We start from the raw sequence: 18,103 nt of genomic DNA, 5'->3' as shown, positions 1-18,103 counted from the left end.
GCATCTTATGCGATTTTCAACATATCCACCAATACTTTCATGGATTATACTTCAAATAACAGATCCCCGTAAGAAGGCATCGGCCACATGCTCTTGTCCACAATCATTTCGAGTTCATCAACGGGTTTTCTTAATTGTCCCATCACCGGAACTACTTCCTGCATGATAAAATACGCCTGTTCTCTTCCGATTTCTTTTTTCGCGACTTCATCCGTCACGGAAATAAGCTTCTCCAATGCATTTTGTGTATCTGTCAACAGTTTCGATGCCTGTACAAGCAATTTGTCCTGTACGACTGTGCTCGCATTCGAATTCGCCTGTTTCACCTGATTAATTGAATTCGCGAGAGAAGTCACATAATGGATCACCGCCGGAACGATGTGCTTACTTGCAATATCGATCATAGAACGCGCCTCAATATTCACTGCTTTGGAATAAGTCTCGTATTTAATCTCCGCGCGTGATTCCAACTCAGCACGGGTAAACACGTCGAATTTTTCGAACATCTGAACCGTATCTTCTGTGGTCAGATACTCCACAGATTCAACCATAGTTTTGATATTCGGAAGGCCACGTCTTTCCGCTTCTTTCACCCATTCCTCGGAATATCCATTACCATTGAACACAATTCTCTGATGTTCAGAAGCATACTGCTTGATCAGATTGTGTACAGCCATCTGAAAATCATCCGCCGCTTCCAGCACATCACACGCATCCGAAAACGCTTCCGCAACGATTGTATTCAAAACAACATTCGGAGCAGCTACAGAATCTCTGGAACCCACCATACGGAATTCAAATTTATTCCCTGTAAAGGCAAATGGTGAGGTTCTGTTGCGGTCAGTTGCATCCTTAGCAAAATCCGGAAGTGTACTCACACCCGTATGCAATTTGCCGCCCTTCAAGCTGTGTGCCGCTTCCCCAGTATTGATCAGCTGTGTAAGTACATCCTCCAACTGTTCCCCAAGATACGCTGAAATAATTGCCGGCGGCGCTTCATTTGCCCCCAGCCGATGATCATTTCCCACATCCGATGCCGATTCTCTCAAAAGCTCCGCATGCCGATCTACTGCACGTAAAACACAAGTCAGAACCAGCAGGAATTGAATATTCTCGTGCGGAGTTTTTCCAGGATCAAGGAGATTGATTCCATCATCCGTAACTAAAGACCAGTTATTGTGTTTTCCGGAACCATTCACCCCTTCAAATGGCTTTTCATGAAGCAGGCAATGCAGATTATGACGATACGCGACCTGTTTCAGCGTCTCCATCACAAGCTGGTTGTGGTCAACAGCCACATTACACTGCTCATAGATTGGTGCAAGTTCATGCTGTCCCGGAGCTACTTCATTATGCTGCGTCTTAGCAGAAACTCCCATTTTCCAGAGTTCTTCATTCACATCTTTCATAAAAGCTGCAATTCTTTCACGGATTGCTCCAAAATAATGATCGTCCAGTTCCTGCCCTTTCGGAGGCATTGCGCCAAACAACGTACGTCCTGTAAACACCAGATCTTTTCTCTTCAAATATTTATCCCGATCCACAAGGAAATACTCCTGTTCAATTCCAACTGAAGGAATCACTTTCTGAGAAGTTGTGTTTCCGAACAATCTCAGAAGGCGAATAGATTGTTTATTGATTGCTTCCATGGAACGAAGAAGCGGTGTTTTCTGATCCAGCGCCTCGCCTGTATACGAGCAGAATGCCGTCGGGATATAGAGAATAGCTCCGGTCCCCTCTGGATCCTTTTTCACAAATGCCGGCGAAGTACAATCCCACGCTGTATAGCCCCTTGCCTCAAACGTAGATCTGAGTCCTCCCGACGGGAAAGAAGATGCGTCCGGTTCTCCCTTAATCAATTCTTTACCCGAGAACTCCATCAGTACCTTCCCATCCGATCTGGGCGCAGAAATAAAAGAATCATGTTTCTCTGCTGTCGCTCCGGTAAGCGGCTGAAACCAGTGCGAATAATGAGTTGCACCTTTTTCAATCGCCCACTCTTTCATCTCATGCGCTATTACATCGGCCGTTGTCGCTGCCAGTTCTTTCCCCTCTTCAATTGTTTTCTTCAGTTCCTTGTAAGTTTTTTTCGGAAGACGTTCCTGCATGACAGCATCATTAAATACATTTTCCCCAAAAATATCAGCTACATTTACTACACTACTCATATGTTTCCCTCTCAGATTCTTTCATTCTTATTTCCGGCAGTTATCCCTCTGCCTAATATTATCAAAAAGGAGTCTTGCAGTTAAGCAAAACTCCTTTTATACCATTTTTCATAGGACATCCTTGTCCATTTTCCAAATGATTATTCAGCTTTTCCCACAGAGCCAAATAATTCCATTTTTTCTTTTACTTTAGCAACAATTGCTTCTGAACCCGGTTTCAAAAGTTTACGAGGATCAAATCCTTTTCCTTCCAGGTCTTTACCAGCTTCAATATATTTGCGAGTGGCTTCTGCAAATACGAGCTGACATTCTGTATTAACATTAATCTTAGACACACCAAGATCAATTGCTCTCTTAATCATATCATCCGGAATACCTGTTCCGCCATGAAGCACTAACGGGAGATCTCCGGTAAGCTGCTGGATTGCATCCAAAGTTTCGAAGCTGAGTCCCTGCCAGTTAGCCGGATATTTTCCATGGATATTACCAATACCAGCCGCAAGGAAATCTACTCCAAGGTCAGCAACCATCTTGCACTCGTTCGGGTCTGCGCATTCGCCCATACCAACAACGCCATCTTCTTCTCCACCGATAGCTCCAACTTCTGCTTCAAGAGACAATCCCTTTTCAGCACAAATTGCTACCAGTTCTTTTGTCTTTGCGACATTCTCTTCAATCGGATAATGAGAACCGTCAAACATAACTGATGAGAAACCTGCTTCGATACATTTCATACATCCGTCATAGCTGCCGTGATCCAGATGAAGTGCTACCGGAACCGTAATATTCATTTCTTCCAGCATACCATTCACCATACCAACAACTGTCTTGTATCCGCACATGTACTTTCCAGCACCTTCAGACACACCAAGAATAACCGGTGATTTTGTTTCCTCTGCTGCAGTTAAAATTGCTTTTGTCCACTCAAGATTGTTGATATTAAACTGTCCTACTGCATAATGTCCAGCTTTTGCTTTCTGAAGCATCTCTTTTGCTGATACTAACATTTTCATTCCTCCACTTCTCTGATGGCATTAAAAAAGGCTGACCCCCAGGGGAATCGAACCCCTGATTCGACCGTGAGAGGGTCGCGTCTTGACCGCTTGACCAGGGGGCCAGGTGATTTACCTCACTCGCTTATTGTATCTCATTTTCCACTAATATACAAGTGTTTTTTTTATTTTTTTACTTTTTTTACTGTTTCAATAGCGAAAGTCCCCGTTTTCGCAGGCTATTTCTCCTTTTTCTTTCTTCCTTCTAAAGACAGATCTTTTACACTTTTTGCAGGCACGACAATAGTCAGACCGCGCTGACAATTATAAATATTCACTTCATCATGCTCTCCTCCGAATTCACCGTCCAATGTCCATGGAATCTCTTCCACTGACTCAAAATGGATTTCCTTGGTTCGAAAAGAATACATATATTTCGTATCGATCTGGCTAATCAGAAGCGCTGCTATAATTTCCTGAAGTGCTATCGGATTTTTCGGTGTTTTAATCAGTGTTACTTCAAATTCCCCATCATCAAATATGACGTTTTTCCCGATCATATTGCGAAATCCACCGACTGAACGCGAATTTGTTACCATTCCGAAAATAAATTCATCCTCAAATTCCTCTCCGTCATGCGATACTTTGATTTTATAAGATGGAATATCAAAAAGCCTTGTCATTCCTTCAAGAAGATATGCAAGATGCCCCAGAATGTTCTTCATCTCCTGTTTTGTCTGGTAAGAAACATCCGTAAACAGGCCGAAAGCTGCAATATACACAAATACATCGTCATTAAATTTTCCGATATCACATCCGAACTCCGCTCCGCTGACTGCAGTATCTGCAGCCTGAAGCAAATCTTTCGGAATATGAAGGCTATTAGCAAAATCATTTGTAGTTCCGGTAGGAATGTATCCAATCGGCACTTTTTCTGTTCTCTCCATCATTCCGGTCACAACTTCATCTAACGTTCCGTCTCCTCCGCTGCAAATAACCCTGTCATATTTTTCAGTAAAGGATACAACCTTTCTGTACGCATCTTTATAGCTCTGAGTCGGATAGACCACCACCTCATATCCTGCTTTTACGATAATGTCAAGAATATCCGACAGTTTCGGCTTCAAAAGTTCTTTTCCTGCATTCGGATTATAAATGAATAATGCTTTTTTCATACAGACACCTCCTGATCCATTTCCCCTTCCTCTCCACCCCAAGGCAGTCCGCCGAATCATTTCTACAGACGTTGGGCAAACATTTAAAAAAAGGCATGGCTATCCATGCCTTTTCCAGATTACTTATTTATTCTTTACATTGACAAGAAATGTTTCGATTCCTTTCGCTGCTTCCTCTTCATCTGCCCCGTTGGCTACAACAGTAATCTCTTCACCTGGGGTCAACCGTAAACTCATCATGCCCATAATGCTCTTTGCGTTGACCTGCTTGTCAGCAACTTCTATGTACACTGTGCTTGAATACTGACTTGCTTCCTGAACAAGAAGCGCAATCGGTCTGGCATCTAATCCTTCTGACAATTGAATCGTTATCGGTTTTTTAATCATAATGCTCCTCCTTGCTTTGTCCTTAACTCTTCTGCCATTTCACTTAATTTTCTCAATCTGTGATTCACGCCTGACTTACCAACAGGCGGGGTCAGCAGACTTCCCAGTTCCTTCAAAGATGCCTCCGGATATGTAAGTCTTGTAAGGGCCATATCCTTCAATCCTTCCGGCAGCTTATCCAGTCCTTTTGTTTCCTGTATATATCTTATATCATCGATCTGCTTAACAGCAGCGGAAACCGTTTTATTGATATTCGCAGTCTCACAGTTTACCTTACGGTTCACCGTATTCCTCATATCTTTCAGGATGCGCACATTCTCAAATTCCATCAATGCCACATGTGCCTCCATGACGTTAAGCACATCCGCAATCTGTGAACCTTCTTTTAAGTATACTACAAAAGATTTCTTCCGCAGTACGATCTTGCCATCCAGTTCGAAGCACTTCATAATCTTCTGTATCTGCTCTGCCTTCTCTCTCGTAGCGCATACGATTTCAAAGTGATACGACTTTTCCGGGTCGCTCATGGAACCAGATGCCAGAAAAGCGCCTCTTATAAAAGCTCGCTTGCAGCACGTCTCCTGAATTACAATATTCCGCACCACAGAAAGTTCTTCTTCAACCTCTCCGTACTGATCGATCAACTTCGTCGCCTGTAATATTCTGAGTGCTGCATCATGCTCTTTTACAACGATATAATATGACACACTTCCCTTCATACGGTTCGTGCGTATTGCGATATCAGTTCTTATATTAAATGTTTTTGTTAATAAAGTAAAGCACTTTCTTGCAACTGACAGATTTTCTGTATGAATTTTTAAAGAATACCGGCCTCTACTGTCAATCATAACCCCGCCGCAAATACTGATGATTGCAGCAGTTTCGGCGATACGGCAATGCCTGGCACTACCCAAATGATGCGAAAGCTCTTCTTTTACATTTCCCGAAAACGACATTTTTCCTCCTACTTTGCTTTCACCACAGCATCTTTAGCCAGATCTCGGTGTTCCTTCTTTAATCCATAATCTTCTTCCGTTACAGTCAATCTGTCATACAAAGCATTTGCAATTGTAACAGAACGGTGTTTCCCTCCTGTACATCCAATTGCTATCACTAGCTGATGCTTCCCTTCAGCCGCATAATTCGGCATCAAAAATTGAACCATATCTACCAGCTTCTCCAAAAATTCTCTGGCAAGCTCATTATTCATCACATACTCCTGAACAGGCTTGTCATTCCCACTCTGCGGGCGAAGCTCGTCTATATAATACGGATTCGGAAGAAACCTGACATCAAAAACCAGATCCGCATCATTTGGGATTCCGTATTTAAATCCGAATGACAAAACGGTAATATAAAGGTTCTTATATTCACGGTTTTCAACAAATATTTTACTTAGTTCTGCCTTTAATTCTCTCGTAAGGAGCCTGCTGGTATCCAGAATATAGTTTGCGCGTTTTTTCAGGAATCCCACTTTCTGCCGTTCTAATGCAATTCCCTTTTCTACTCGTCCCGCGCCAGCCAGCGGATGATTTCTTCTCGTCTCTTTGTATCGTTTGATCAATGTTTCATCCCGTGCCTCTAAAAACAGGATCTCATACGGGATTTGAGCGAGATCCATCTCATTCAGGATATTTTCCAGTTCATCCAGATTCTGTCCGCTTCGGATATCAAGTCCAAGCGCAACTTTATTAATCTCTCCATTTGGCACCATAAACAGTTCCGTAAGTTTTGACATCAACGGAATTGGCATATTATCCACGCAAAAATATCCCATGTCTTCCATCATTTTTAATGTGGTACTCTTTCCCGCTCCTGACATCCCCGTCACAATCACGAATCTCATCCTAAAACTCTCCAATCTGTTTTACTTCCGGCTCCAATGTCACGTTTGTCGTTTTCCTGACTCGGTCAATCACCTCTCCAATCAGGCTTTGCACATCCGCTGCCGTTGCATTCCCCGTATTAATCACAAAGCCACAATGTTTTTCTGACACTTGAGCACCCCCGACCGAAAATCCTTTCAATCCGGCATCCTGGATCAGTTTACCGGCGAAGTAGCCTTCCGGTCTTTTAAATGTACTTCCCGCGCTCGGATATTCCAGCGGTTGTTTTGTGACCCTTTTTTCCCGGAGTTCTTCCATTTTTGCCCTGATTTCATCTTTTTTCCCACCGCTTAAAGCGATTCTGGCTGACAGCACAATATACCCATCCGTCGGGACAATACTGGTACGATATCCCAGCTTCAACTCTTCAGCCTGCAAAGTAAGAATTTTACCTTCCTTCGTCAAGACATCCACAGAAACCAGTACATCTTTCATCTCTCCTCCGTAAGCACCGGCATTCATGACAACAGCTCCTCCCAAGGTACCCGGAATCCCGGCAGCAAATTCAAACCCGGTCAATCCGGCTCCCAGTGCAGCAGATGCAATCTGAGCCAGCGAGCTTCCTGCTCCCGCAGCAATCATATTGTCCGACACTTCGATCTGATTCATCGATTTGAAAATCTGGATCACCACTCCACGACATCCTTTGTCACCCACAAGAAGATTACTCCCATTTCCTACTATATAATAAGGAGTTTTCTCCCGTCTGCAAAGTCCGATTATCAATGCGATTTCTTCTGCATTGTTCGGTCTTATAAAATAATCCGCCGGACCTCCAATCCGAAATGTCGTATGATTCTTCATTGGTTCGTCTTTTAGAATTCTTTCTTTATCTATTAGTGTAAACAGTTCATTTTCAAATTTACTTTTCATGTCAATCTCCTGCTTCTCTTCGTTTTCAATCCTATTAATCATACACTAAATTTTCCTTGAGTTCAATGCGCTCTTGCAAAATGCCCGAAAATGCGTTATATTGGATAACAAATACCAATTTATAAAGGAGTTGATTTACACTGTGGACTCGAGTGACGTCACGCAAATAATAATCTTATTCATTCTGCTGATTCTTTCCGGATTCTTTTCTTCCGCAGAGACAGCACTTACAACTGTAAACAAAATACGAATGCGCGCCCTGGCAGATGAAGGCAACAAGCGCGCGGTCACCGTACTGGAGATAACAGAGAATTCCAGTAAAATGTTGAGTGCAATTTTGATCGGCAATAATATTGTCAACCTGGGAGCCGCCTCTTTGACCACGACCCTGGCATATAGCCTCGGCGGATCAGCCGTCGCATTCGCAAGTGCTCTTCTGACCGTATTTATTTTGATTTTTGGTGAGATTACTCCAAAGACAATGGCTACCATCCACGCCGAAAAGTTTTCCCTGCTCTATGCACCGTTCATCCGCGTTTTCATTAAGGTGATGACACCGGTCATTTTCTTGATTAACATTTTATCGAACGGAGTATTATACTTGCTGAAAGTTGATCCGAATGCTAAAAATGATGCAATGACAGAGACAGAACTGCGCACGATCGTCGATGTCAGCCATGAGGACGGCGTGATTGAATCAGAAGAAAAAGAAATGATTTACAATGTATTTGATCTGGGAGACGCTAAAGCAAAAGACGTTATGGTTCCCAGAGTTAATGTAACTTTTGCAGATGTCAACAGCACTTACGAGGAATTAATCCACTTATTCCGCGAAGACAAATTTACACGTCTTCCGGTATATTCCGAGTCGAAAGACAACGTAGTAGGCACCATTAATATGAAGGATTTACTCCTTTTCGACAACAACAAAAAGGAATTTCACATACAGGATATTCTTCGCGAGGCATATTTCACATATGAATATAAAAACATTTCCGAGCTTCTCGTGGAAATGCGTCAGGCTTCTTTCAACATTGCCATCGTCCTTGATGAATATGGTGAAACAGCCGGTTTGATTACATTAGAAGACATTCTGGAAGAAATCGTTGGAGAGATTCACGATGAATATGACGAGAATGAAGAAGAAAATATTGTCGCCATAAACGAGCTTGAATATATTGTGGAAGGTTCTACCAATCTGGATGATCTGAATGACAGCCTGGATCTGCGTCTTGAATCTGAAGATTATGATTCCGTAGGCGGTTTTATTATTGAACGTCTTGACCGACTTCCTGAAGAAAATGACGAAGTCACTACCGAAGACGGAATCCGGATGGTTGTTGAAAAATTGGACAAAAACCGGATTGAGAAAGTCCATCTCTATCTGCCATCTTCCAAAGAAAGTGTATAATTTTATCATATAGTATGAAAAAAGGTCCTGACGGACCTTTTTTTCATACTTTTATTCACCTGCAAGCCGCAGAATATCTTCAATTTCTTCTTCGCTTACTCCCATCAGCTCCACCAACTCGTCTACACTGATCTTTCTCCCCATTTCTTCCGTCAGCTTTTTAATCTGATCATCCAGATTATTGACCTTTTCTACCATTTTGCGATCCTGAAGCTTCATCTCCGTCTGTGATTCCAGAAGGGCCTGCATGCTTTCACGCGCCATAAGGAGCATCGTTTCTTCTTCTTCCGTCTGGTTTGCCGCCAACATCATCCCCATATTTCCTTCTTGTATCAGATCACCAATAAACACTTCCGGGCGATGCATTTCTTTTGCCATCTCTACAATTCTCGGCAGCAACGCAGCAAACGGCTCGTCCCCTTTCATCACCTGTAGTTCCTTCTCATATACTGCCAGATACTGTTCTTCTTCACTGCTGAATACCGAATTTCCTTCCTTTCCGGACGCAGCGATCACGCTGCCCCCGGCTTTCACGTATCCCTTTACAATAACTCTCTGAGACAACAGATAATCAAATACCAGTTCCATCTGTTCCGGTGTAAGGTTATCTTCCTGAAAAAATGCCTCCACCTCCTCTTTCAAAACCACATTTTCTTTTGATTCGCATATCTTCAGAATTCCTGTCAGTTTCTCACGAAATTGTAACTTTTCCGCCATATTTATTTCCTCCAGCTTTAACATTTTATCCTTTTTCTTTGTATATCGATCTTCTAAGACGCTTCATACTCTATAACGGGATACTCACGATAACCGTAGGATACCCCGCCATTTTCAGTCGCCGCTCCATAGTCGCCGCCTCATCCAGTGTCCGATATCTTCCCACCTGTACCCTGTCAAATTGTCCCTTATCATCAATATATGCCGGGAAGTCCTGTTCTGTCAACTCCCTAAGCAATCTCTCTGCGTAAACACTGTTTCGAAAAGCCCCTACCTGTACCCGCAGCTCTGTATCCGGCTGTGTCTGTCCGGTCGTTCCTACATTCAATGTATCCATGATCCCATCTGCAATCGCCGATGCAATATCATTAAAATTTTCGTCAAACAGTTTGTTGTCCGTATCTGAATTCATAAATCCGACCTCCACCAGAACCGCCGGCATTTGCGTTCTCCGAAGAACCACCAGATTAGGACGTGCCTGCACTCCAAGATTAACAAATCCTACCGTTTCCAGTTGGGCATTGATATTTTTTGCCATCTCATATTTGATGCCGGAAAGATCATATACAAGGCTCTCCACTCCCATGTACTGGTTCGGAATTGGACTGGAATTTCGGTGTATTGATATGAAGAAATCCACTCCTGCCTCATTTGCCTCCATCGCTTTCTGATATGGGCTCTCATAAACATCCGTTGTTCTCGTATATTCTACATCAATTCCGTTATTTTGTAAAATCTCACCAATAGCAAGTACAAGGTTCAAAGTATCATCTTTCTCCTGTCGTCCCATATAGACTGCTCCCGGCTCTTCCCCACCGTGTCCTGCATCCAGCATAATTGAATACGGCATTTCTTTTCCTCACAAGAAATCTTTTCCTTATTAATATATGCAAAATGCCATCCCTCGTTCGCCCCTTCTCTTGACTACACTCCATCAGAGTGCTACAATAGACAAGTAAACACGGGGTGCTTGCAGAAGCAGGCTGAGAGTAAGCTGTATTGCTTTAACCCATAACCTGATTTGGATAATGCCAACGTAGGGAACAAATTGCTTTTATACTGCGATACCGGTTGGTGTACCGCAGTTTTTTTGTTCTATAATAGCTTTATTCCATAAGGCACCCACCGCGACCGATTGGGGGCACCACCTTCTGCCGCGGTGAATAGGAGTTTTCCTATTCAGGTAACCAAAGCCGGATACCTCCGGCGCCATTTTCATATTTGAAAACAAGGAGGAAAACGAGATGTCAAATTACACAACACAGATGAATGCCGCACGAAAAGGCATCATTACCCCACAAATGGAAATTGTTGCTCAGAAAGAGCATATGGATGTGGAGGATTTAAGAAAACTGATTGCAAAAGGAGAGGTAATCATTCCATGCAATAAAAAACATACCAGCTTAAGTCCGAGCGGTGTCGGAGCCAAGCTGACCACCAAGATTAATGTAAATCTGGGCGTATCCCGCGACTGGAAAGATGTGGATATGGAATATGAGAAAGTCCGTTCTGCAGTTGATATGGGTGCCGAAGCAATCATGGATCTCAGTTCCTACGGCGATACCCGTACTTTCCGCCGCAAATTGACAGAAACCTGTCCGGCTATGATCGGAACTGTGCCGATTTACGACGCTGTCGTTTATTATCATAAAGCCCTCGGCCAGATCACTTCTGAAGAATGGCTGGACATCGTGCGCATGCACGCAGAAGACGGTGTGGACTTTATGACCATTCACTGCGGAATGAATCGTGCTACTGCTGCCCGCTTTAAGCAGAACAAACGTCTTATGAATATCGTTTCCCGCGGTGGATCTATCATGTTCGCCTGGATGGAAATGACCGGAAAGGAAAATCCGTTCTATGAGCATTATGATGAAATTCTCGATATCTGTCAGAAATATGACATTACTATGAGTCTCGGTGATGCATGCCGTCCCGGCTGTATTGCAGATGCTACAGACACTGCACAGATTGAAGAATTGATCACGCTTGGAGAACTGACAAAACGTGCATGGGAGAAAGACGTTCAAGTAATGATCGAAGGCCCTGGCCATATGCCGATGAACCAGATTGCAGCAAATATGGAAATCCAGAAAACACTGTGCCATGGTGCTCCGTTCTACGTGCTCGGACCTCTTGTAACAGACGTTGCTCCGGGATATGATCATATAACCTCTGCGATCGGAGGCGCAATCGCCGCTGCAGCCGGCGCTGCGTTCCTCTGCTACGTAACACCTGCAGAACATCTTCGTCTTCCGAACGCAGCCGATGTAAAAGAAGGAATCATCGCAGCAAAAATAGCGGCCCACGCTGCTGATATTGCCAAAGGAGTTCCAGGAGCTGCTGATTGGGATTACAAGATGAGTGAAGCAAGAAAGCGCCTTGACTGGGAAGCTATGTTCGAACTGAGCATGGATCCGGAAAAAGCCCGCCGTTACCGTGCCGAGGCAAAACCGGAAAAAGAAGACACCTGCAGTATGTGCGGTAATTTCTGTGCTGTCAAGAATACCAATCGTATCCTTGACGGTGAGATTGTAAGCATTTTCGACGAGTAATACACAGAGATATCACTGTCGGGAGGATTGTCTGAACCACTACAATCCTCCCGACAGCAGTAAAAAACGCTCATATGAAATATATTTTCAGAATTCTAAAGGATTTTTGACAGGAATTCTTTCAGACGTTCATCCTTCGGATGCTCAAAGAATTCTTCCGGTTCAGCCTGTTCTTTCACTTTTCCTTCATCCACAAAAAGAACACGCGTTCCCACTTCTTTCGCAAATCCCATCTCGTGCGTGACGACTACCATAGTCATGCCGTCTCTGGCGAGTTGTTTCATAAGTTCCAGTACCTCTCCTACCATCTCAGGATCAAGAGCTGAAGTCGGTTCATCAAACAGCATCACATCCGGATCCATTGCCAGCGAACGCACAATTGCAATCCTCTGTTTCTGCCCTCCTGAAAGTTGGGAAGGATAAGAATTCGCTTTCTCTTCAAGATTAACAAGTTTCAAAAGCTCCATAGCTCTTGTTTCTGCTTCCTCTTTGCTTTTTTTCAAAAGCTTGATCGGAGCAAGTGTAATATTTTCCAGAATCGTTTTATGTGGGAAAAGATTAAAATGTTGAAATACCATTCCCATCTTCTGACGGTGTTTGTCCAGATCCACATTCTTGTCCGTAATATCTACATTTTCAAAATAAATGTGTCCTTCTGTTGGGACCTCAAGCAGATTCAACGAACGGAGAAATGTAGATTTTCCCGAACCCGAAGGCCCCACGATCACAACCACTTCACCTTTTCTAATTTCTTCATTGATTCCATCTAGTGCATAAAAATCGCCAAAGCTCTTGCGGAGACCTTCAACACGGATTAAAACTTCTCCATTAGTGATCACTGTTTCTCAGCCTCCTCTCCAGCAGACTCACGAGTTTCGTGAAGATCATCACCATAATCAGATAGATCAGCGCCACTGCCATCAACGGCATGAATGCATCGAATGTACGGCTTCTGATAATGTCGCCGCCCTTCGTCAGATCCTGAAGAGCGATATATCCGGAAACCGAAGTTTCCTTAAGCAGAACAATAAATTCATTTCCGAGCGCCGGTAGTACATTCTTAAATGCCTGCGGCATAATAATGTAAAACATTGTCTGCCGGTAATTAAATCCCAGGCTTCGTCCGGCTTCAAACTGTCCGTTATCGACAGACATGATTCCTGAACGGAAGATCTCAGCCACATACGCACTGGAGTTCATTCCAAATGCAAGAATTGCAACCAGTTCTTTGCTTATATCTCTTGCGCTTCCAAAAATAACAAAATAAATAATCAAAAGCTGCACAACTACCGGCGTGCCACGAATCACCGTAATATATGCCTGGCAAAGAGCATTCAGTATTTTCATGCGTCCGGTTTTATCATATGTCGAACGTACAATGGCAAGAAGGAATCCCAATACCACACCGATTATTACAGCACAGAAGGTTACAACTAATGTAACCTTCAGTCCATCTGCGATATAATGCCATCTGCTGTCTTCTATAAAATTCGTATAAAAACGTTCTTGTAAACTACCCATCATGGTTCCCGCCAATCTGTCTATCCACTAATCTGTGATATATTTTGAAATAATTTCATCAAAAGTTCCGTCTTCTTTTAATTCTTTAATCGCAGCATTTACCTTTTCAAGGAGCTCATCGTTTCCTTTTTTTACTGCCATTGCATAATCTTCTTCCACATACTCTGTTTCCAGTATTTTCAAACCTTCCACCTGTTCTGCGAAAGTCTTTGCCGGCTGGTCGTCGATAATCACAGCATCTACTTTTCCCTGCGCCAGAGCCTGTACTGCTTCCATACCTTTGTTGTAACGCTCGATATGTTCATCACCATAATCATCTGTTGCATAAATATCACCGGTTGTCCCCTGCTGAACACCGATCTTGATCTTATCTCCTGCAAGGTCATCCGGAGAAGCAATCGTACTTCCTTCCGTAACAATAATAACCTGGCGTCCGGTATAATATGTGTCTGTAAAATCTACCTGTTTCTTTCTCGTATCATCTACCGTGATGCCTGCAACACCAAGATCTGCTTTACCGCTCTGTACAGCAGACAGAATAGAATCGAATGCCATATCTTCAATCTTCAGTTCCATCCCGAGTTTTTCGGCAATCGCTGCTGCAAATTCTGCATCGATTCCCACAATATCATCACCTTCATAATATTCATACGGTGGGAATTCAGCATTTGTAGCCATAATCAGGGTTTCGGTCTCTTCTTTTGTTTCTCCGTTATTTTCTTCTTTTTTAGATCCACAAGCTGTCATCGTCAAAGCGCAGGTAAGGACAAGCGCAAGACTTACTAATTTTTTCATTTTCATAATCTTTTCCTCCATTCTATCATAGACACTTCGCATTGGTATTATTGTATCACTTTTTTTCTAAAAGTAAAGTGGTTATTTATACATTTATATGCATAAACAACCACTTTTTTCTATTCAATATGCAGAATTATAGTTTTTTATCCGTCACACTTAGCCCCAGATAATAAAATAAAGTAACACCAGCACACCGAGTGCAATCCTGTAGTATCCGAACACTTTGAAATCATGCTTCTTGATATAAGACATCAGAAACTTGATAGCAAAAACAGATACAAAGAACGCAACCAGACATCCCGTGATAAGAATTGCCACTTCCATTGCCGAGTAATGCAGTCCGAACTTAATCATTTTAAGCGCACTCGCCCCAAACATGACCGGAATCGCAAGATAAAATGTAAATTCTGCTGCAACATACCTGGATGTACCAAGAAGAAGTCCTCCCAGAATCGTAGCACCGGAACGGGAAGTACCCGGAATCATCGCAAGTACCTGAAATAATCCTATGTAAAGAGCTACCGTATATGGGAGTTCCGAAAGTTTCGTAATAATCGGACGCACATGTGCATTTCTCTTCTCAATCACAATAAACGCAATACCATAAACAATAAGCATAATCGAAACGACTACATAATTATACAAATACTTATCCAGGACATCATCAAACAGGAAACCGATAATAGCTGCAGGAATACAAGAAACAATAATCTTAGACCAAAGATTCAGTGTATTCTGCCTTTGTTTGGCCGTCTTCCGTTTCGAAAACGGATTCAGTTTATGGAAATATAACACCACAACCGCCATGATAGCTCCGAGCTGAATTACCACCCGGAACATCTCCATAAACTCATCAGATACAGACATATGAAGAAATTGCTCTACAAGAATCATATGTCCAGTACTGCTGATCGGAAGCCACTCCGTAATTCCTTCAACAATACCCAAAATAATTGCAATTAAAATATTCAACATCTTTTTTCCTCTTTTCTCTCACAGTATTTATTTTATTCTATGAAAAACATCCTTCGGTATTACCTGCTCCAGGACGATTTTTTCAATCGCTTTTGCTGCTCCGTCTTCTTCATTCGATTCCGTAATGTAGTCAGCAGCATTCTTTACCTCATTTGTTCCGTTTTCCATGGCAACTCCTACTCCCGCCATACGAATCATTTCGAGATCATTGCTGCCGTCGCCACATGCCATTATTTCTTCCGCCTTAATTTTCAATAGTTCTCCCAGTCGAAGCAGTCCTGCACCCTTATTAACTCCTTTCGCATTGATTTCCAGATTCCTTCCCAAAGAACTGCTGATAGAAAGAGAATCCACACAATCTTCAATCCGCTTTGCCGCGGCCTTCTGTTCCTCTGTATTCGCAAATAAAGCATGCACTTTATCCATGCCATGACCATCCATTTCTATGATCTTCTCCCAAAGATTCGGAACAACGATACGGGTATTTCGTATATAATCGGCCATCGGTTTTGATAGGATATACCGGTCAATTTTTGCAAGTTCATCCGCCTGCACATATCCCTGCCCGTCAAAATAAATCTCTCGCATTGTGTCATATTCTTCAAATATCTTCACTACCCGAATCGCATCTTCATATGGCACAAGATTCTCATAAAGTATCTTTTGATACTGCATATCAAGAATTCTTCCTCCGTTAGCAGTCACTGCATAACGCATGCCCGGTATCTCTTTCAATTCTTTTGGAATTCCTGTAATCGGTCTCCCCGTTGCAACAAGCACAGTTACACCCGCATCCAGAGCACGGCAGATTACATCCCTTGCATACGCCGTCAATTCTTTTCTGTCATTCAGCAATGTTCCATCCAAATCCAGACCTACCATTTTAATTTTACTCATTTTTATTCCATTTTCCTCGATTTTTCAAGATTTCCTGTATATCAGCTCTTTTACTTTCATATCATAGTATAACAAAGTTTGCTAAATAAAGCAATTTGTAGTATAATATTATAGACTCATTTTTGACGAAAGGAAATATGTTATGAAAAAGAAGTTAAAAGCGCTGTCCAGGACATGCTTTGCACTTGCCTGCGCTATTACTGTATTCTCTGCCGATACAGTAATCTACGCAACAGATTCTGTAGAGAGTCTCGAAAAACAGACTTCTAATCTGGAAGACAAGCTGAACTCTTTAAATCAGGATCTGGATGCTTTAAGCTCGGACATCTCAGAACTCGCATCAAAAATTGAGGATACAGATGCATCTGTAAAGAAAGCGGAGCTCGATCTTGCCGCAGCCCGCGTAAATGAAGAGATGCAGTATGATGCAATGAAGAAGAGAATCAAATATATGTATGAAGCTGGAAATACTTCGCTTCTGGAAATTATATTCTCATCTCAAAGCATGGGGGAATTTTTAAACAATACAGAGTTTGTCCGAAATGTCACAGAATATGACCGAGAAAAACTTAAAGAATTACAAGAAGTACATCAAAATGTTAAAGCAAAAGAAGTTTCACTGAAAGAAGAACAAGAAAAACTCCAGAAGATGAAAACCCAGCTGGATGATCAGAAAGAAGCATTAAACTCTGCAATTTCAGCAACGTCCAGCGAACTTGCCTCTTCCTCGGATGCACTTGCAAAAGCCAAAGAAGCCCGTACTGCGGCGGAAGACGCATTAAAAGAAAAAGAGCAGTCACAGCAGCATTCATCCGGCAGCAGCGGAAATATCATTGTTCCGCCAACCACTGCCGAAACAAATGATCTGGTTTTATTTGCCGCTCTTCTTCAATGCGAGGCAGGATCCTCTGATTATGATGCTTTGCTCGCAGTTGCCACAGTAGTCATGAATCGCGTGGAGAGCAATCGCTATCCCAACACACTTTACGGCGTAATCTACCAGAAGGGGCAGTTCTCACCTACCTGGAACGGCTCTCTGAACCGGGTACTGAATAAAGGTCCCGCTTCACTCTGCTATCAGGTTGCTCAGGATGCGCTTGGAGGTGCGCGGCTCGCCGCTGTTAAAGACTGCTATTCCTTCCGTGCTTCCTGGAGTGGACATGCCGGAGTACTTGTAGGAGGAAACGTATTCTTTTAAATTGAGTAGGAGAGATTTCTCTAAATGAGAAATCTCGACCTCTCACACCACCGTGCGTACCGTTCGGTACACGGCGGTTCAATCAATTTAACAAGTAACACATCTTTCGGTGTAGTAATCTAACATGGAGACTAATCCAAATGAGGTTAGTCTCTTGTTTGTTATAGCGATATTAACTGCTCCGCAACTGCATACATGTGCATATGCTCGGCTACAGTTAGCCGCTTTGTGAGCTGTTTTCTTATCTATTCCTAACTTCATCAAGTTACGTTCTCTTGTTTGCGGGTTCTGCCAATGCTTCCATATACACATGCGCAATCGAAATCTAATGTTTGCGTCGAGTTCTTTGCAGAGTGTTTTCATACTTCCTATCTTGAAATAGTTAATCCACCCTCTGATGAGTTGGTTGAGTTTCTCCACTTTGTAGCTGTTGCTAACGCCCTTGCTGTTCGGCTATACATTTCCCACTACCTGGGCATGTTCGGGTAGGGTCAAGCGATGGCGCGGTAGTTTCCGTTTCCATCGCCTGCCACCTCAAACCGTGCATGAG

General features: G+C 42.9%; 17 protein-coding genes, 1 tRNA gene and 1 pseudogene. 3 read left to right on the top strand and 16 right to left on the bottom strand.

The window, feature by feature from the left end:
• Positions 1-44: 44 nt before the first annotated feature.
• From ACTNBR_RS09590 to murB, 8 genes are all read right to left on the bottom strand, one after another.
• Positions 45-2,168: a glutamine synthetase III gene (locus ACTNBR_RS09590; RefSeq protein ID WP_427818813.1), complete on the bottom strand. Its 2,124-nt coding sequence runs from the start codon at positions 2,166-2,168 to the stop codon at positions 45-47.
• Positions 2,169-2,308: 140 nt separating this feature from the next.
• Positions 2,309-3,175 carry a class II fructose-1,6-bisphosphate aldolase gene (gene fba, locus ACTNBR_RS09585; protein WP_441017887.1) on the bottom strand — a complete coding sequence of 289 codons (867 nt, stop codon included), beginning with the start codon at positions 3,173-3,175 and terminating at the stop codon, positions 2,309-2,311.
• 38 nt (positions 3,176-3,213) lie between these two features.
• A tRNA-Glu gene (locus ACTNBR_RS09580) sits at positions 3,214-3,285 on the bottom strand.
• A 114-nt stretch (positions 3,286-3,399) separates the two neighbouring features.
• Positions 3,400-4,335 (bottom strand): diacylglycerol/lipid kinase family protein, encoded by a 936-nt coding sequence (locus tag ACTNBR_RS09575; protein WP_427807809.1) that lies wholly within the window; start codon positions 4,333-4,335, stop codon positions 3,400-3,402.
• Between the two features lie 123 nt (positions 4,336-4,458).
• Positions 4,459-4,722 (bottom strand): HPr family phosphocarrier protein, encoded by a 264-nt coding sequence (locus ACTNBR_RS09570; RefSeq protein WP_427807811.1) that lies wholly within the window; start codon positions 4,720-4,722, stop codon positions 4,459-4,461.
• Complete coding sequence (gene whiA, locus ACTNBR_RS09565; RefSeq protein ID WP_427807813.1) at positions 4,719-5,678, bottom strand: DNA-binding protein WhiA; 960 nt, start codon at positions 5,676-5,678, stop codon at positions 4,719-4,721. Before whiA ends, ACTNBR_RS09570 begins: the two co-directional genes overlap by 4 nt.
• Positions 5,679-5,686: 8 nt before the next feature.
• Positions 5,687-6,568, bottom strand: coding sequence for an RNase adapter RapZ (gene rapZ / locus ACTNBR_RS09560; RefSeq protein WP_427818811.1), 882 nt, complete (start codon positions 6,566-6,568; stop codon positions 5,687-5,689).
• A gap of 1 nt (position 6,569) precedes the next feature.
• On the bottom strand, positions 6,570-7,481 hold the full coding sequence (gene murB, locus ACTNBR_RS09555; protein ID WP_441017933.1) for a UDP-N-acetylmuramate dehydrogenase: 912 nt from the start codon (positions 7,479-7,481) through the stop codon (positions 6,570-6,572).
• 142 nt (positions 7,482-7,623) lie between these two features.
• On the opposite strand from murB, the gene ACTNBR_RS09550 reads away from it, so the two are divergent.
• Positions 7,624-8,892 (top strand): HlyC/CorC family transporter, encoded by a 1,269-nt coding sequence (locus ACTNBR_RS09550; protein ID WP_441017885.1) that lies wholly within the window; start codon positions 7,624-7,626, stop codon positions 8,890-8,892.
• A gap of 51 nt (positions 8,893-8,943) precedes the next feature.
• On the opposite strand, the gene ACTNBR_RS09545 is transcribed toward ACTNBR_RS09550, so the two are convergent.
• Both ACTNBR_RS09545 and ACTNBR_RS09540 read right to left on the bottom strand, forming a co-directional pair.
• Positions 8,944-9,609, bottom strand: coding sequence for a sigma-70 domain-containing protein (locus ACTNBR_RS09545; RefSeq protein WP_441017883.1), 666 nt, complete (start codon positions 9,607-9,609; stop codon positions 8,944-8,946).
• Positions 9,610-9,679: 70 nt separating this feature from the next.
• Positions 9,680-10,459 (bottom strand): N-acetylmuramoyl-L-alanine amidase, encoded by a 780-nt coding sequence (locus tag ACTNBR_RS09540; RefSeq protein ID WP_427818810.1) that lies wholly within the window; start codon positions 10,457-10,459, stop codon positions 9,680-9,682.
• 394 nt (positions 10,460-10,853) lie between these two features.
• On the opposite strand from ACTNBR_RS09540, the gene thiC reads away from it, so the two are divergent.
• The gene (gene thiC / locus ACTNBR_RS09535) at positions 10,854-12,164 is read left to right on the top strand and encodes a phosphomethylpyrimidine synthase ThiC (RefSeq protein ID WP_427807823.1); all 1,311 of its coding nucleotides are present in this window, start codon (positions 10,854-10,856) and stop codon (positions 12,162-12,164) included.
• Positions 12,165-12,259: 95 nt separating this feature from the next.
• Here thiC and ACTNBR_RS09530 read toward each other — a convergent pair whose 3' ends face one another.
• The 5 genes from ACTNBR_RS09530 to ACTNBR_RS09510 all read right to left on the bottom strand — a co-directional run bounded on the left by ACTNBR_RS09530 (position 12,260) and on the right by ACTNBR_RS09510 (position 16,355).
• The gene (locus tag ACTNBR_RS09530; protein ID WP_427807825.1) at positions 12,260-13,003 is read right to left on the bottom strand and encodes an amino acid ABC transporter ATP-binding protein; all 744 of its coding nucleotides are present in this window, start codon (positions 13,001-13,003) and stop codon (positions 12,260-12,262) included.
• Positions 12,993-13,688 carry an amino acid ABC transporter permease gene (locus tag ACTNBR_RS09525; protein ID WP_427807827.1) on the bottom strand — a complete coding sequence of 232 codons (696 nt, stop codon included), beginning with the start codon at positions 13,686-13,688 and terminating at the stop codon, positions 12,993-12,995. Before ACTNBR_RS09525 ends, ACTNBR_RS09530 begins: the two co-directional genes overlap by 11 nt.
• Positions 13,689-13,712: 24 nt before the next feature.
• Positions 13,713-14,486: a basic amino acid ABC transporter substrate-binding protein gene (locus ACTNBR_RS09520; protein WP_427807829.1), complete on the bottom strand. Its 774-nt coding sequence runs from the start codon at positions 14,484-14,486 to the stop codon at positions 13,713-13,715.
• A gap of 153 nt (positions 14,487-14,639) precedes the next feature.
• Positions 14,640-15,458 carry an undecaprenyl-diphosphate phosphatase gene (locus tag ACTNBR_RS09515; protein ID WP_427807831.1) on the bottom strand — a complete coding sequence of 273 codons (819 nt, stop codon included), beginning with the start codon at positions 15,456-15,458 and terminating at the stop codon, positions 14,640-14,642.
• 27 nt (positions 15,459-15,485) lie between these two features.
• On the bottom strand, positions 15,486-16,355 hold the full coding sequence (locus ACTNBR_RS09510; protein ID WP_441017881.1) for a Cof-type HAD-IIB family hydrolase: 870 nt from the start codon (positions 16,353-16,355) through the stop codon (positions 15,486-15,488).
• Between the two features lie 142 nt (positions 16,356-16,497).
• Between ACTNBR_RS09510 and ACTNBR_RS09505 the strand changes: the two genes are divergently transcribed.
• Positions 16,498-17,553 (top strand): cell wall hydrolase, encoded by a 1,056-nt coding sequence (locus ACTNBR_RS09505; protein WP_441017879.1) that lies wholly within the window; start codon positions 16,498-16,500, stop codon positions 17,551-17,553.
• An 87-nt stretch (positions 17,554-17,640) separates the two neighbouring features.
• Here ACTNBR_RS09505 and ACTNBR_RS09500 read toward each other — a convergent pair.
• Positions 17,641-18,000: pseudogene (locus ACTNBR_RS09500) on the bottom strand (group II intron maturase-specific domain-containing protein); the annotation flags it as partial.
• Positions 18,001-18,103 lie beyond the last annotated feature (103 nt).

Origin of the sequence: Bariatricus sp. HCP28S3_F11 (assembly GCF_052065395.1) — a bacterium.
Lineage (GTDB): Bacteria > Bacillota > Clostridia > Lachnospirales > Lachnospiraceae > Allocoprococcus.
Note: the sequence above shows the minus strand (reverse complement) of the source record. Positions and strands in the feature narration are given on the sequence as shown.

What these genes read in the sequence shown, in the direction of transcription:
- ACTNBR_RS09510 (WP_441017881.1), bottom strand. Translation starts at nt 16,355, where the DNA reads ATGAGTAAAATTAAAATGGTAGGTCTGGATTTGGATGGAACATTGCTG.
- ACTNBR_RS09575 (WP_427807809.1), bottom strand. Translation starts at nt 4,335, where the DNA reads ATGAAAAAAGCATTATTCATTTATAATCCGAATGCAGGAAAAGAACTT.
- ACTNBR_RS09545 (WP_441017883.1), bottom strand. Translation starts at nt 9,609, where the DNA reads ATGGCGGAAAAGTTACAATTTCGTGAGAAACTGACAGGAATTCTGAAG.
- ACTNBR_RS09520 (WP_427807829.1), bottom strand. Translation starts at nt 14,486, where the DNA reads ATGAAAATGAAAAAATTAGTAAGTCTTGCGCTTGTCCTTACCTGCGCT.
- ACTNBR_RS09515 (WP_427807831.1), bottom strand. Translation starts at nt 15,458, where the DNA reads ATGTTGAATATTTTAATTGCAATTATTTTGGGTATTGTTGAAGGAATT.
- ACTNBR_RS09505 (WP_441017879.1), top strand. Translation starts at nt 16,498, where the DNA reads ATGAAAAAGAAGTTAAAAGCGCTGTCCAGGACATGCTTTGCACTTGCC.
- thiC (WP_427807823.1), top strand. Translation starts at nt 10,854, where the DNA reads ATGTCAAATTACACAACACAGATGAATGCCGCACGAAAAGGCATCATT.
- fba (WP_441017887.1), bottom strand. Translation starts at nt 3,175, where the DNA reads ATGTTAGTATCAGCAAAAGAGATGCTTCAGAAAGCAAAAGCTGGACAT.
- whiA (WP_427807813.1), bottom strand. Translation starts at nt 5,678, where the DNA reads ATGTCGTTTTCGGGAAATGTAAAAGAAGAGCTTTCGCATCATTTGGGT.
- ACTNBR_RS09570 (WP_427807811.1), bottom strand. Translation starts at nt 4,722, where the DNA reads ATGATTAAAAAACCGATAACGATTCAATTGTCAGAAGGATTAGATGCC.
- murB (WP_441017933.1), bottom strand. Translation starts at nt 7,481, where the DNA reads ATGAAAAGTAAATTTGAAAATGAACTGTTTACACTAATAGATAAAGAA.
- ACTNBR_RS09525 (WP_427807827.1), bottom strand. Translation starts at nt 13,688, where the DNA reads ATGATGGGTAGTTTACAAGAACGTTTTTATACGAATTTTATAGAAGAC.
- ACTNBR_RS09590 (WP_427818813.1), bottom strand. Translation starts at nt 2,168, where the DNA reads ATGAGTAGTGTAGTAAATGTAGCTGATATTTTTGGGGAAAATGTATTT.
- rapZ (WP_427818811.1), bottom strand. Translation starts at nt 6,568, where the DNA reads ATGAGATTCGTGATTGTGACGGGGATGTCAGGAGCGGGAAAGAGTACC.
- ACTNBR_RS09540 (WP_427818810.1), bottom strand. Translation starts at nt 10,459, where the DNA reads ATGCCGTATTCAATTATGCTGGATGCAGGACACGGTGGGGAAGAGCCG.